The organism is Isoptericola sp. b408 (assembly GCF_030588085.1).
Classification (GTDB): Bacteria; Actinomycetota; Actinomycetes; order Actinomycetales; family Cellulomonadaceae; genus Isoptericola; species Isoptericola sediminis.
Genome location: NZ_JAUQYQ010000005.1, coordinates 34923 through 48189, shown reverse-complemented (window position 1 = coordinate 48189; position 13267 = coordinate 34923). Strand labels below are relative to the sequence as shown.

General features: G+C 73.9%; 14 protein-coding genes. 5 read left to right on the top strand and 9 right to left on the bottom strand.

Annotated features, from left to right (window positions below):
* Window positions 1–62 precede the first annotated feature (62 nt).
* Both Q6347_RS13785 and Q6347_RS13780 read left to right on the top strand, forming a co-directional pair.
* A complete protein-coding gene (locus Q6347_RS13785) occupies window positions 63–593 on the top strand; it encodes a YbhB/YbcL family Raf kinase inhibitor-like protein (protein WP_304603858.1) in 531 nt (176 codons plus the stop codon).
* Window positions 590–1177, top strand: a complete 588-nt coding sequence (locus Q6347_RS13780; RefSeq protein WP_304607650.1) for a YbaK/EbsC family protein — start codon at window positions 590–592, stop codon at window positions 1175–1177. Before Q6347_RS13785 ends, Q6347_RS13780 begins: the two co-directional genes overlap by 4 nt.
* On the opposite strand, the gene Q6347_RS13775 is transcribed toward Q6347_RS13780, so the two are convergent.
* Window positions 1178–2098, bottom strand: coding sequence for a siderophore-interacting protein (locus Q6347_RS13775; RefSeq protein WP_171245963.1), 921 nt, complete (start codon window positions 2096–2098; stop codon window positions 1178–1180).
* Window positions 2099–2316: 218 nt separating this feature from the next.
* Here Q6347_RS13775 and Q6347_RS13770 point away from each other — a divergent pair, with 218 nt between their 5' ends.
* Both Q6347_RS13770 and Q6347_RS13765 read left to right on the top strand, forming a co-directional pair.
* Entirely contained in the window at window positions 2317–2967 is a 651-nt protein-coding gene (locus Q6347_RS13770; RefSeq protein WP_304603855.1) for a DsbA family protein, read from the top strand.
* On the top strand, window positions 2964–3122 hold the full coding sequence (locus Q6347_RS13765; RefSeq protein WP_171245839.1) for a hypothetical protein: 159 nt from the start codon (window positions 2964–2966) through the stop codon (window positions 3120–3122). Before Q6347_RS13770 ends, Q6347_RS13765 begins: the two co-directional genes overlap by 4 nt.
* A 25-nt stretch (window positions 3123–3147) precedes the next feature.
* Here the strand turns inward: Q6347_RS13765 and Q6347_RS13760 are convergent, their stop codons facing one another.
* The 7 genes from Q6347_RS13760 to Q6347_RS13730 all read right to left on the bottom strand — a co-directional run bounded on the left by Q6347_RS13760 (window position 3148) and on the right by Q6347_RS13730 (window position 11785).
* Complete coding sequence (locus Q6347_RS13760; protein WP_304607648.1) at window positions 3148–3972, bottom strand: RNA methyltransferase; 825 nt, start codon at window positions 3970–3972, stop codon at window positions 3148–3150.
* Between the two features lie 75 nt (window positions 3973–4047).
* Window positions 4048–5280, bottom strand: coding sequence for an alpha/beta hydrolase (locus Q6347_RS13755; protein ID WP_304603853.1), 1233 nt, complete (start codon window positions 5278–5280; stop codon window positions 4048–4050).
* Between the two features lie 30 nt (window positions 5281–5310).
* Complete coding sequence (locus tag Q6347_RS13750) at window positions 5311–7326, bottom strand: ABC transporter ATP-binding protein (protein ID WP_304607647.1); 2016 nt, start codon at window positions 7324–7326, stop codon at window positions 5311–5313.
* Window positions 7323–9074, bottom strand: a complete 1752-nt coding sequence (locus tag Q6347_RS13745) for an ABC transporter ATP-binding protein (RefSeq protein ID WP_304607646.1) — start codon at window positions 9072–9074, stop codon at window positions 7323–7325. The genes Q6347_RS13750 and Q6347_RS13745 overlap by 4 nt, the downstream gene beginning before the upstream one ends.
* A gap of 117 nt (window positions 9075–9191) precedes the next feature.
* Complete coding sequence (locus tag Q6347_RS13740) at window positions 9192–10367, bottom strand: SPFH domain-containing protein (RefSeq protein WP_304607645.1); 1176 nt, start codon at window positions 10365–10367, stop codon at window positions 9192–9194.
* A 36-nt stretch (window positions 10368–10403) separates the two neighbouring features.
* A complete protein-coding gene (locus Q6347_RS13735) occupies window positions 10404–10895 on the bottom strand; it encodes an NfeD family protein (protein WP_171245845.1) in 492 nt (163 codons plus the stop codon).
* Window positions 10896–10987: 92 nt separating this feature from the next.
* Window positions 10988–11785, bottom strand: coding sequence for an ABC transporter ATP-binding protein (locus tag Q6347_RS13730; protein ID WP_304607644.1), 798 nt, complete (start codon window positions 11783–11785; stop codon window positions 10988–10990).
* 97 nt (window positions 11786–11882) lie between these two features.
* On the opposite strand from Q6347_RS13730, the gene Q6347_RS13725 reads away from it, so the two are divergent.
* Window positions 11883–12650, top strand: coding sequence for a hypothetical protein (locus Q6347_RS13725; protein ID WP_304607643.1), 768 nt, complete (start codon window positions 11883–11885; stop codon window positions 12648–12650).
* Between the two features lie 15 nt (window positions 12651–12665).
* On the opposite strand, the gene Q6347_RS13720 is transcribed toward Q6347_RS13725, so the two are convergent.
* Window positions 12666–13244 (bottom strand): hypothetical protein, encoded by a 579-nt coding sequence (locus Q6347_RS13720; protein WP_304603848.1) that lies wholly within the window; start codon window positions 13242–13244, stop codon window positions 12666–12668.
* Window positions 13245–13267 lie beyond the last annotated feature (23 nt).

The following is a 13267-nucleotide window of genomic DNA, read 5'->3' as shown; positions in this document are numbered from 1 at the left end:
ACCGGGTGCGCACGCCCGCGTGTGCCGTTGCCGCCGCCGGGGGCGCGTACCAGGGTGGGGGCATGGACTTCACACGGCCGACCCCACCGGACCCCTACTCGCTGCTGCCCGTCCCGGCGACGTTCGAGCTCACGAGCGCCGACGTCACCGAGGGCGACCCGATGTCCGCCGACCACGCCGCCGACGGCGGCAACACCTCCCCGGCGCTGGCCTGGTCCGGGTTCCCGCCCGAGACGAAGTCGTTCGTCGTCAGCTGCTTCGACCCGGACGCGCCCACGCCGTCGGGCTACTGGCACTGGCACGTCCTGGACGTCCCGGCCTCGGTGACCTCGCTGCCGCGCGGCGCCGGGTCGCCCGACGGCGACGGGCTGCCCGCCGGCGCCTTCCAGCTCACCTCGGACGGCGGGCAGATCGGCTTCGAGGGCGCCGGGCCGCCGCCCGGCGACCACGCCCACCGCTACGTCTTCGCGGTGCACGCCCTCGACGTGGACACCCTCGGCCTGACCACCGAGAACACGAACGTGCACGCCGCGTTCAACGTGTACTTCCACGTCATCGCCCGCGCCACGCTGACCGGGACCTATCGCCGATGAGCGAGACGGCCGGGGCGGGCCTGCCCACGCTGGGCGACCTGGGGTGGGAGCCCGCCCTGCAGCGGCCCGACCTGCTGGCGGCGCCCGTCGCCGCGGCGCTGCGCGACTGGGCCGCCACGGACGCCCGGGTCGCGCGACAGGTGGCCGTCGCCGAGATCGACCCGGACCACGCCGACACGGCGACGCTCAACAAGGTCCACGGGCTCCCGCCCGAGGCGTCGGCGAACTGCGTCGTGGTGGCCGGCCGGCGCGGCGAGGTCGAGCGCGTCGCGGCCTGCGTCGTGCCCGCCACGACGTTCGCCGACGTCAACACCCGGGTGCGCAAGCTGCTCGACGCCCGCAAGGCGTCCTTCCTGCCGATGGACCGCGCCACGCGCGAGTCCGGCATGGCCTACGGCGGCATCACCCCGATCGGGGTGCCGGCCGCGTGGCGGGTCCTGGTGGACGGCCGCTTCGACGACGCCGCGGCCCCGGCCCTGATGGGCTCCGGGCTGCGGTCCTCGAAGCTGCTCATGCCCGGCGACCTGCTGTGCGCCGCGCCGGGCGTCGAGGTCGTCGACGACCTGGGTGTGGTGCGGGACTGATCAGCACTCGGAGCGGCCGCGCCGCCAGTAGCCCATGAAGGCCACGGACCGGCGGTCCACGCCCTTGGTGCGCACCAGGTAGCGGCGCAACGTCTTGATGACGCCGGCCTCGCCGGCCAGCCAGGCGTACAGCACCGTGTCCTGCGCCAGGGGGCGCCCGTCGGCGTCGACCGGGACCTCCCACAGCAGGTCGGTGTCGACGTCGACGTCGGCCAGCTCGGCGGACGGCGTCGCGGCCGCGCCGTCCGCCGTCGGGCGCACGCCCATCGCCAGCAGGCGGTCGGCGGCGTCCTGCACGGCCGGGACGAGGACGTCGCCGTGCTCCGCGCCGTCGCGTGGCAACCAGGTGACCCGCACGCCCGCCGGGGCGGCGAGCGTCCAGCGGTCCTCGGCGTGCGGCACCTCGAGGAAGACCTCCCCGACGGCGTCCGCGGGCAGCGACTCGCAGATCGACGCGATGGCCGGCACGGCGGTCTCGTCGCCGGCCAGCAGCAGGGCGTGGCTCGAGGACGGCGGGGCGAACTCGCGCCCGCCGTGCGGGCCGCCGTCGTAGGCCGCGTTCGGCCCCAGGATGACCAGGGGCGAGCCCGGCCGGGCCCCGTTCGCCCACCGCGAGGCGGGCCCGGTGTCCCCGTGCAGGACGATGTCGACGTCCACCTCGCGCCGCGCGGGCCGCACGGCGCGCACGGTGTAGGTGCGCAGCGGGTTGCGACGCTCCTCGGGCAGGGCACGCCAGGAGGTGAACCAGTCCGGGTTCTGCCGGTCCAGGTACTCCCAGCCGCCGCACGGCGCGGGCAGCAGGAACTTGATCCGCTGGTCGCGGCCGTTGTCGGCGAACTCGTGCAGGTCCTCACCGGTGAAGGTGATCCGTACGAAGGACGGGCACAGCCGCGTGACGCGCAGGACCTCGACGTCGAACATGCGCCAGGGGCGGGGCGCGACGGAGGTCTCGGTGCGGGAGTCGGTCACGGCTTCGGTCACGTAGGCCAGCCTAACCTCACCTGACCAGGCTCCGGCAAGAGTGACCCGCACCACACACCGGGCGCCGCCTCGGTCGGAACAACGGTGCCGGACGGTCGGTTGGCGACGGCGGGCCGACCCCGCGGCCCGTACCGCATCCCGAGGAGAGCGACGCCCGCATGCCTGCCACCCCGATCCGTGTCGACGTCTGGTCCGACATCGCCTGCCCGTTCTGCTACATCGGCAAGCGCAACCTGGAGGCGGCCGTCGAGGTCGCCGACGTCCCGGCAGAGATCGTCTACCACTCGTTCGAGCTCTCCCCGGACCTCCCCGTGGACACCACCGGCAGCCACGCCGAGATGCTGGCCGCGAAGATGGGCGTGGACGTCGACCAGGCGCACCAGATGGAGCGGCGCACCACAGAGCTCGCCGCCCGCGCAGGCCTCGCCTTCGACTACGAGCAGGTCCACCCGGCCAACACCCGGGCCGCGCACCGTCTGCTGCACCACGCCCTGGCCCACGGACGTCAGGCCCAGCTCAAGGAGCGCCTGCTCGCGGCCTACTTCACCGAGGGACGGCACGTCGGTCGCCACGACGAGCTCGCCGACCTGGCCGCCGAGGTCGGGCTGGACCGCGAGGAGGCGCTGGGAGTCCTCGCCGACGGCTCGTTCGGCGCCGCGGTCGACCAGGACGTCGCCCAGGCCGCCTCCCTCGGCATCCGGGGCGTGCCGTTCTTCGTCCTGGACTCACGGTTCGCGGTCTCCGGCGCGCAGCCGGTGGAGGTCTTCGTCGACGCGCTCCGGCAGGCCGCCGCCGAGGACGCCGCGTGAGCACCCCGGACCGCCCCGCCGACCGGCCCTCCGACGACGGCACCCCCACCGGACCGTTCGTCGTCCTCGGTGACCCCGGGGCGGCGCTGTGCGAGGGAGACGCGTGCGCCGCCCCCGGTGCCGCGGCGCCGCAGGAGGCTCAGCCGACGGACTGACCGGCCGGCCCCCGGAGAAGTCGACCTAGCGGACGCGCGTCGCCCAGAAGGCGACCGCCGAGGCCGCGGCGACGTTGAGCGAGTCGACGGCGCCGGCCATCGGGATGCGCACGACCCGGTCGGCGGCGGCCACCGCACCGCGCGACAGCCCGTCGCCCTCCGTCCCGAGCACGAGCGCGAGCCGGTCCGGGGCCTCGGCCGCCAGCTCGTCGAGGGTGACGGCGTCGTCGCTGAGCGCCAGGGCGGCGACCGTGAACCCGAGGTCCTGCAAGACGCCCACGTCGGCGGGCCACGCGTCGAGCCGCGTCCACGGCACCTGGAACACCGTGCCCATCGAGACCCGCACGCTGCGCCGGTACAGCGGGTCCGCGCACCGCGGGGTCACCAGCACCGCGTCCACGCCCAGCCCCGCCGCGGAGCGGAAGACCGCCCCGACGTTCGTGTGGTCGACGATGTCCTCCAGCACCGCCACCCGGCGCGCTCCCCCGGCCGCCCCGCCGCGCGAGAGCAGCTCGGCGACGGCCGGCAGCGCGGGGCGGTGCATGGCCGCGAGCGCCCCGCGGTGCAGGTGGAACCCGGTGATCTCGCGCAGCACGACCTCGTCGGCGACGAAGACGGGCACGTCGGGGTGCGCGGCGAGCACGTCGGACATCGAGTCGAGCCACTTGTCGGCCATGAGGAACGACCGCGGCCGGTGCCCGGCGGCCAGCGCCCGGCGGATGACGTTGGACGACTCGGCCATGAACAGCCCCTCGGCGGGCTCGCGGGCCGTGCGCAGCTTGACGTCGGTGAGGTCGGTGTAGTCGCGCAGGCGCGCGTCGGCGGGGTCGGTGACGTGGACGAGCGGCATCCGCCGATTCTCCCGTACTCCCGAACCCGTCGACGCCGTCGGCTCGTCGAGCCGCCGTCGGCGGAGCCCACCGCCTCAGGACCCCGAGAACCACCGCAGCGTCAGCTCGCGCCAGGTCTGCGTCCCCACTCCCCCGGGGGCGACGTCGAAGGCGTGCCCGGCCCGCGGCAGCTCGACCAGCTCGTGCTCCACCCCGTGCCGGGCGAGCTCGTCGGCGAGGTCCTGCGCGCCGGCCGGCGGGACGAGACGGTCCGCCGTCCCGAGCATCATCAGGGTCGCCGGCGCCCCGGCGGCGACGTGCTCGGCCGGCGTCACCGCGGCGTAGCGCTCGGGCACCTCGGCGGGGGTCCCGCCCGTGTACCGCTCGGACAGCACCCGTGCCCTGCTCCCGACGACCGGGTCGGTGTTGTCGTGGAAGGCCACCGGGTCGGCCACGGGATAGAGCGTGCTGACGGCGGCGACGCGGGGCAGGTCGCCGGTGCAGGCGGGGTCGATCTCCCCGGTGGTGGCGCGGTAGGCCACGTCCAGCGCGACGTTGCCACCGGCGGAGTCCCCGGCGAGGTGGACCGCGGTGCCGTCGCCGCCGTGCTCGGCGGCGTGCCGGCCCACCCATACCAGCGCACACGCCACCTGCGGCTCGACGACGTCCCAGCGGTGGTGCTCGTCGTCCGAGAGCGGGTAGTCGACGCTGACGGCCAGGAAGCCCTGCTGCGCGAACCAGGCGGCGTGCGAGGCCGTGGTCGGCTGCAGGCGGTTCTCGGTGGCCCACCCGCCGCCGTGCACGAGCACGACCACGGGCGCCGGGGCGTCGTCCCCGCCGGTGCGGGGCAGCCAGACGGACAGCTCCTGCGCCTCGCCGTCCTGCTGCCCGTAGGTGGCGTGCAGGTCGGCGGACACGTCACCCCGGGACACGGCGAACAGCTCGCCGATCCGGACGGCGACGTCGTGGTGCTGGGCGACGAGCAGCTGCTGGGTCACGACGACGAACGCGCACACCGTGGTGACGACGCCGGCCGCGAGCACCAGGACCCGCGCCACCGACGCCCGGCGCAGCAGCGCGATCGTCCCCAGCACGACCACGACGATCCCCGCCGCCACGAACCACACCGCCCAGGGAGACACCGCCACCCCGACGTGCCCCCACCAGGGGGTGCCGGGAACCAGGGCGCCGGACGACAGGACCGCCAGCGGCAGGGCGACGGCCAGGAGCACGCCGACGGCGAGTCCGCCGCCACGCGAGGGGCGGCCCGGCCCGACCGTGGCCGCGGACGTCGGCTCCTGGTCGGGACGGGTGTCGGGTGCGGTCACGCGCTCCACTGTGGCACGCGCGGCGGCGTCTCACGCACCGGAACCGCCGTCGGGCTCGTCCGTCATCGGAGCGGCGAACTGGCTCGCGTAGAGCCGGGCGTAGGCGCCGCCCGCCGCGAGCAGACCGTCGTGGTCGCCCTGCTCGACGATGCGGCCGTGCTCCATGACCACGATGAGGTCGGCCTCGCGGATGGTGGACAGCCGGTGGGCGATGACGAACGAGGTGCGCCCGGAACGCAGGGCGTTCATCGCCTCCTGCACGAGCACCTCGGTGCGGGTGTCGACCGAGCTCGTCGCCTCGTCGAGGATGAGGATGTCGGGGTCGGCGAGGAAGGCCCGCGCGATCGTCAGCAGCTGCTTCTCGCCGGTCGACAGCGCGGCGCCGCCCTCGTCGAGGACCGTGTCGTAGCCGTCGGGCAGGGTGCGCACGAACGGGTCGACCGACGTCGCCCGGGTGGCCGCCAGGAACTCCTCGTCGGACACGTCGCGGCCCTCGCGCACGCCGTACCGGATGTTCTCCGCGATCGTGCCGCCGAACAGCCAGGTGTCCTGCAGCACCATCCCGATCCGGGACCGCAGCCCGTCGCGGGTCATCTCGCGCGTGTCGACGCCGTCGAGCAGGATCCGGCCGCCGTCGACCTCGTAGAAGCGCATGACGAGGTTGACCAGCGTCGTCTTGCCGGCCCCCGTCGGCCCCACGATCGCGATCGTGCGGCCGGGCTCGGCCACGAGGTCGAGGTGCTCGATGAGGGGCTCGTCGGGCACGTAGGAGAAGGACACGTCGTCGAACTCGACCCGCCCGCGCACCGTCGCCGGGTCCCGCGCCGGGTCCGGGTCGGGCTCCTGCTCCGGGGCGTCCAGCAGCTCGAAGACCCGCTCGGCCGAGGCCACCCCGGACTGGAGCAGGTTCATCATCGAGGCGATCTGGCTCAACGGCTGCGTGAACTGGCGCGAGTACTGGATGAACGCCTGCACGTCCCCGATCGAGAGCTGACCACCCGCGACGCGCAGCCCGCCGATGACCGCGACCAGCACGTAGTTGAGGTTGGCCAGGAAGCCCATGGAGGGCTGGATGGTGCCGGAGATGAACTGCGAGCGCCGCGTCGCGTCGTGGACGGCCTCGTTCTCCCGGGCGAAGGTCTCGGCGGCGTCGGCCTGGCGCCCGTAGACCTTGACCAGCGCGTGACCGGTGAACATCTCCTCCACGTGCGCGTTGAGCCGGCCGGTGGCGGCCCACTGCTCGACGAACTGCGGCTGGGAGCGCCGTGCGATCGCCATGGTCAGCAGGATCGAGACCGGCACGGTCACCAGGGCGACCAGTGCCAGCACCCAGGAGATCCAGAACATCATGGTCAGCACGCCGACCACGGTCAGCACGGCGGTGACGAGCTGGGCCAGGGTCTGCGTGGTCGTCTGGGCGACGTTGTCGATGTCGTTGGTGACGCGGGACAGGATGTCGCCGCGCGCCTGGCGGTCGACGTAGCTGAGCGGGATCCGGTGCAGCTTGGCCTCGACCTCGTCACGCAGCCGCCGCACGGTGTTCTGCACGGCGACGGTCATCAGCCGTGCCTGCCACCACCCGAACAGGAAGGCCCCCGCGTAGACCGCCGCGACCGTCGTGAGGATCTGGGTGAGCTGGGTGACGTCGATGCCCACCCCGGGCACGACGCCGTTCATGGCGGCGACCATGTCGGCCTGGTTGACGTCGCCGGCGGCCCTCAGCTGCTCGACGGCCTCGGCGGTGGTGGTGCCCGGCGGCATGGCGCGCCCCAGCATCCGGCCGACCACGCCGGCGAAGATGACGTCGGTCGCGTCCCCGAGGAGCTTGGGCCCCAGCACCGTGAGCACGACCGAGGCGGTGCCGCACAGCAGCAGCACGGTGACGCGGACGCGCTCGGGCCGCATGACGGCGGCGAACCGGCGCAGCGAGCCGGTGAAGTCCAGCGGCTTGGCCGTGGGCATGCCGGCGACGGCCCGGGGCCCGTGCGCCCCGGCGGGCGGCCCGGGCGGTCGGGGCGGCGGGCGGTGCGCCGCCGGCCCGCTCATCGTGCCTCCTCCAGGGACATCTGCGAGGTGACGATCTCGGCGTAGGTCTCGTTCGAGGCGAGCAGCTCGGTGTGCGTGCCGCGGCCGACGATGCGGCCGTGGTCGAGCACGAGGATCTGGTCGGCGTCGCGGATGGTGGCGACGCGCTGGGCGACGACGAGCACCGTGGCCTCGGCGGTCCGGGGTCGCAGCGCCGCGCGCAGGCGGGCGTCGGTGGCGTAGTCCAGGGCGGAGAACGAGTCGTCGAACAGGTAGACCAGCGGCCGCCGGATCACCGCGCGGGCGATGGCGAGGCGCTGGCGCTGCCCGCCGGAGAAGGTGGTCCCGCCCTGGGACACCGGGGCCTGCAGACCCTCGGGCAGCGCCTCGACGACGTCGCGGGCCTGGGCCACGTCCAGGGCCTCCCACATCTCGTCCTCGGTGGCCTCGGGCCGGCCGTAGCGCAGGTTGTCGGCGATCGTGCCGGAGAACAGGTAGGCCTGCTGGGGCACCAGACCCAGCACGGAGCCCAGGTCCGCGAGGGACAGGTCGCGCACGTCGACGCCGTCGAGGCGGACCTGGCCACCCGTCGGGTCGTAGAGGCGCGGCACCAGGTTCAGCAGCGTCGTCTTGCCGGACCCGGTGGACCCGATGATCGCGGTCGTGCGGCCGGGCTCGGCGGTGAAGGTGAGGTCCTGCAGCACCGGGGCGTCCGCCCCGGGGTAGCCGAACCGCACGCCGTCGAAGGTCACCCGGCCCCGCGGCCCGGCGCCGTCGGACAGGCGGGCGAGGGCGACCGGGGCGGCCGGCTCGACCACGGAGGACTCCGTGGCGAGGACCTCGCTGATGCGTCCCGCGGCGACGGACGCCCGCGGCACCATCATGAACATCATCGTGGACATCATCACCGCCATGAGGATGAACATGATGTAGCTGAGGAACGCGATGAGGGAGCCCACCTGCAGCGACCCGTCGGCGACCTCCCCAGCCCCGAACCAGAGCACCGCCACCTGGGACAGGTTCATGATGAGCATGACCGTCGGGAAGGCCAGCGCCATCAGCTTGCCGGCCCCCAGCGAGACGTCGTAGAGCCGGGTGTTGGCCGCGGCGAAACGTTCCGCCTCGGCCCGCTCGCGCACGAACGCGCGCACCACGCGCAGCCCGGTGATCTGCTCGCGCAGCACGCCGTTGATCGCGTCGATGCGTGCCTGCATGGCCCGGAAGTAGGGCACCATGCGCCACAGCAGCAGCCCGAGGGTGACGCCGAGGACGGGCACCACGACCAGCAGCAGCAGCGACAGGCTGCCGTCCTCGCGCAGGGCCATCACGACGCCGCCGATCATCATGATCGGCGCCACGACCATGATGGTGAACGTCAGCAGGACCATCATCATGACCTGCTGGACGTCGTTGGTGGTCCGGGTGATCAGCGACGGCGCCCCGAACTGCCCGAGCTCGCGCGCGGAGAACCCCTGGACGGCGTCGAACAGGTCGCGGCGCAGGTCGCGGCCGAACGCGGTGGCCGCCCGGGCGCCCAGGAAGATCGCCCCGACCGCGCAGACGACCTGGCCCAGGGAGACGACCAGCATCCAGCCGCCGACCCGCAGGATGTAGCCGGTGTCCCCCTGGACGACACCCTGGTCGACGATGTCGGCGTTCAGCGACGGCAGGTACAGCGTCGCGAGCGTCTGGACGAGCTGCAGCACCAGGAGCACGAAGACGGCGCCGAGGTAGGGGCGCAGGTAGCGCCGGATCAGCGCGACGAGCATCGCGGCTCCTGGGTCCGTGTCGGGCGGTGCACCCTCAGCCTGGACGCGGCGGGCCCCGCCGTCCACCGCTGGACGGCGGGGCCCGCCGGGCGTGCCGTGAGGACGGCACGGGTCACGTCACTGCTGCGGCGGCTCCTCGTCGCCGAGCGGACGGGGCCGGGGCGACGGCGGCGCGGCGGGCGGCTGCTCCCCCGCCGGACGCTGGCCCCGCTCGACCGACGGGTCGAACGGCGCGCCCGACCGGGTGCCCGAGCTCGTGGCGTCGGCGGTGGCCGCCTCGGCCTGGCGGCGGGCCTCGGCGAGCGCCTCGCCCGGGTCCTGCAGCCCGGCCTGGCCCAGGGCCGAGGCCAGGGCGCCCGCACCTCCGCCGTCCTCGTCGTCGCCGGGTTCGGTGGGGATGCCGGGGGTGCCCGGCGTCCCGCCGAAGCCCTTGGCGACCGAGCTGAGGGCCGCGGTGAACTCGGTCGGCACGACCCACATCTTGGACGCGGTGCCGTTGGCGATCTGCGGCAGCATCTGCAGGTACTGGTAGGCCAGCAGCTTCGGGTCCGGGTTGCCCTGGTGGATCGCCTCGAAGACCTGGAGGATGGCGCGGGCCTCACCCTCGGCCTGCAGGATCGCGGACTGCGCGTTGCCCTCGGCCCGCAGGATCTGGGACTGCTTCTCGCCCTCGGCGGTGAGGATCTGGGACTGCTTGACACCTTCGGCGGTGAGGATGGCGGCGCGGCGGTCGCGCTCGGCACGCATCTGCTGCTCCATCGCGCCCTGCACCGAGGCCGGCGGGTCGATGGACTTCAGCTCGACCCGGTTGACGCGCACGCCCCAGCGGCCCGTCGCCTCGTCCAGGACGCCGCGCAGCTGGCCGTTGATCTGGTCACGGCTGGTGAGCGTCTGCTCGAGGTCCATCGACCCGACGACGTTGCGCAGGGTGGTGACGGTGAGCTGCTCGATGCCCTTGATGTAGTTCGAGATCTCGTAGACCGCCGCCTTGGGCTCGGTGACCTGGAAGTAGATGACGGTGTCGATCTCCACCACGAGGTTGTCGGAGGTGATGACGGGCTGCGGGGGGAACGACACGACCTGCTCGCGCAGGTCGACGCCGGCGCGCACCTTGTCGATGAAGGGCACGAGCCAGTGCAGGCCGGGGTCGAAGGTCTTCTGGTAGCGGCCCAGACGCTCGATGATCAGCGCGGTGGCCTGGGGGACGACACGGACCATCTTGAACAGCGCCGTGACCACGAAGATCACGAACGCGAGCAGGACGACCCAGCCGATGATGGTGGCGAGTTCCACGAAACACTCTCTTCCGTTGTGGGTGGAGCGAGACGATCAGGCGAGCCGTCCGCCGTCGTCGGTGGTCGGTGCGCTCGGCGAGGACGCGGGCGTCACGACGGCGGTCGCGCCGTCGATGGCGACGACCCGGACCTCCACGCCCGCCGGGATCCGGTCGGTGCTGTTGGGGACGCCGTCGTCCGGCAGCCGGGCCGACCAGACCTCACCGGAGAGCTTGACGCGGCCGCCGGTCTCGGTGACCTCCGCGAGCACGACCGCGGTCCGGCCCACCTGGGCGGCAGCGTTGGTCTCGACGAGGTCCGTGCGCTGACGCAGGTTCTGCAGGAGCCAGGGGCGCAGCACCGCCAGCAGCAGCACCGCCACCACGCAGGCCACGATGATCTGGAGCCACACGGGTCCACCTCCCGCCGCCGTGAGGCCGCCGGCGACCGCGCCACCGGCCAGCATGATGAAGACCAGGTCGAGGGAGATCATCTCGACGACCGCCAGGACGAGCGCCCCGGCGATCCACCACAACCAGCCGTCCATCACGCCTCCGACCTCTCCGTCTGCTTTGCTCCGAATTTACCAAACGGGAGCGTTCCCGGACAGAGGCCGGCGAGAGTGTCGCGCCGGGGGTCTCAGCGACCGGCCGGGCGCGCGGCACGCGCGAGCCACCGGCCCCCGCCGTGCGCGACCAGCAGCTCCATCCCGAAGGCCTTGGAGAGGTTCTCGGCCGTGAGGACCTCCTCGATCGGTCCCGCGGCCTCCACGGTCCCGTCGCCCATGAGCAGCAGGTGGGTGAACCCGGGCGGGATCTCCTCGACGTGGTGGGTGACCAGCACCAGCACCGGCGAGGCGGGGTCGCCCGCGAGCTCGGCGAGCGCGCCGACGAGCTCCTCGCGGCCGGCCAGGTCGAGCCCGGCGGCCGGCTCGTCGAGCAGCAGCACCTCGGGGTCGGTCATCAGCGACCGCGCGATCTGCACCCGCTTGCGCTCACCCTCGGACAGGGTGCCGTAACGGCGGTCGACCAGGTCGTCCACGTCGAAGGCGGCCAGCAGGGCCCGGGCCTGCTGCTCGTCGAGCTCCTCGTACTCCTCGTGCCAGCGGCCGGTGACGCCGTACGCCGCCGTCAGCACGACGTCGCGCACCGTCTCGTCGGCCGGGATCTTGTCCGCGAGCGCCGCCGAGGAGAACCCGATCCGCGGGCGCAGCTCGAAGATGTCCGTCGCGCCCAGCCGCTCGCCGAGCAGGGTGGCCGTCCCCGACGTCGGGTGCGACCGCGCGGCGAGGATCTGCAGCAGGGTCGTCTTGCCGGCCCCGTTGGGCCCGAGGACGATCCAGCGCTCCCCCTCGGACACGGTCCAGTCGATCGAGTCGACGATGGTCGAGGTGCCGCGTCGGACGGTGACGCCCTGCAGGTCGAGTACCGCGCTCATGGTGTCCGACCCTACCGGAGCCCGCCCCGCCCGCGGACCGCCGACCAGCAGGTGCCGCTGCGAGCGTACCGGCGTCGCGGGCGTCTATCGTGCTGGGGTGGAAGCGACGAACCTCCTGCCGCGCAGCGTGGTCCTGGCGCTGTGGCTCCAGGCCGTCGGCGCCTCGCACGGTGTCGCCGTGCGGTCGGTCACCGACGACGACGAGCCCCACACGGTGGTCGGGCTGCCGGGCGCCGGCACGAACCCGGGCACGCTGACCGAGCTGGTCGCCGCCTTCACGGCCGGCCCCCGGGAGGTCTGCGCCCTGCTGCCCGCGCCCGGCGACCCGTCGGGAGTGCCGGCCCCTGCCGCCCACGACGCCGTGGAGTCCGGCGAGTGCGTGCTCGTCGCCACCCCGGCGGGCTCGTGGGCCCTGGTGCCACGCGTGACCGCGTTCGGCAGCGCGCTCGAGCCCGGGCACCTGGTGTCGTGGGAGGTCATCACGGTGCCGCCGTGGTCGACACTGGTGGCCGGGACGGTCGGCTCCCTCGCGGACGCCGAGCGGGAGCTGCGCAGCAGCCTCGTCGTGGCCACCGAAGCCCTGGACTCCCTGGACGTCGCGCGCTGGCGTGACGACGCCGCCGATGCCATCGAGCGGCTGCGGCACTCGACGACGGCCGGCTGGCCCGTCCCCGAGCTGGAGGGACGCCGGGCGCGGGTGCTGCAGCTCGCCTGGCGCCTGCTGCAGATCGTCGAGCTCGCGACGGCCGACGACGGCGGCGCCGTGAACCTCTGGCAGGCCGACCAGCGTTCCACCGCGCTGCGGGAGGTCGACCGCACCGCCCGGCGGGCCCTGGGGGCGGCGACCTACGCGGCGGTGGGATGACGCCACGCGCCCTGCTCAACCCTGCAGGGTGCCCACCGCGTCCGGCACGCCCTGGAACAGCACCCAGAGCAGGACGGCGACCGACACGGGCAGCGCGATGCGCCCGAACGTCTCGGCCAGCGCGAGCTGGCGTCCCAGGAGCCCGCAGCGGGCCACGGCCTCGCGCTGGACCGCGTACGACCAGCGCACCGACCGGTACCCCGCGGACAGGTGGGTCAGGTCCATCAGCCGCCGCCAGCGGGAGGTCGCCTCCGTCCCGGCGACCCAGGCGCCCCGTGCCAGCGGCGCCGAGACGACCAGAGCGGTGAGGTTGACGACGAGACGCAGCGCCAGCCCGGCGGCGAGCACGACCAGGGGGGACAGGACGAGCGCCCACAGCCGGGAGGGGTCGGTCAGCTCGACCGGGTTCGTCAGCTGGTCCAGCTCCTCGGCCGTCAGGTCCCCGCTCGACAGGGCCACCGCGAGACCGAGCACCATCAGCGGCCAGACCGCACGGCGCATCGCACGCAGCACGAGCAACGTCGCCGCGTCCCCCGTACCCGCCCGCAGGAAGGCCGCCGGGCGGACCTTCTCCTCCGGGCTCAGGGCGCGCACGCGGACATCCTCCCAGAGCCCCT

What these genes read in the sequence shown, in the direction of transcription:
- Q6347_RS13785 (WP_304603858.1), top strand. Translation starts at nt 63, where the DNA reads ATGGACTTCACACGGCCGACCCCACCGGACCCCTACTCGCTGCTGCCC.
- Q6347_RS13780 (WP_304607650.1), top strand. Translation starts at nt 590, where the DNA reads ATGAGCGAGACGGCCGGGGCGGGCCTGCCCACGCTGGGCGACCTGGGG.
- Q6347_RS13775 (WP_171245963.1), bottom strand. Translation starts at nt 2,098, where the DNA reads ATGTTCGACGTCGAGGTCCTGCGCGTCACGCGGCTGTGCCCGTCCTTC.
- Q6347_RS13770 (WP_304603855.1), top strand. Translation starts at nt 2,317, where the DNA reads ATGCCTGCCACCCCGATCCGTGTCGACGTCTGGTCCGACATCGCCTGC.
- Q6347_RS13760 (WP_304607648.1), bottom strand. Translation starts at nt 3,972, where the DNA reads ATGCCGCTCGTCCACGTCACCGACCCCGCCGACGCGCGCCTGCGCGAC.
- Q6347_RS13750 (WP_304607647.1), bottom strand. Translation starts at nt 7,326, where the DNA reads ATGAGCGGGCCGGCGGCGCACCGCCCGCCGCCCCGACCGCCCGGGCCG.
- Q6347_RS13745 (WP_304607646.1), bottom strand. Translation starts at nt 9,074, where the DNA reads ATGCTCGTCGCGCTGATCCGGCGCTACCTGCGCCCCTACCTCGGCGCC.
- Q6347_RS13735 (WP_171245845.1), bottom strand. Translation starts at nt 10,895, where the DNA reads ATGGACGGCTGGTTGTGGTGGATCGCCGGGGCGCTCGTCCTGGCGGTC.
- Q6347_RS13730 (WP_304607644.1), bottom strand. Translation starts at nt 11,785, where the DNA reads ATGAGCGCGGTACTCGACCTGCAGGGCGTCACCGTCCGACGCGGCACC.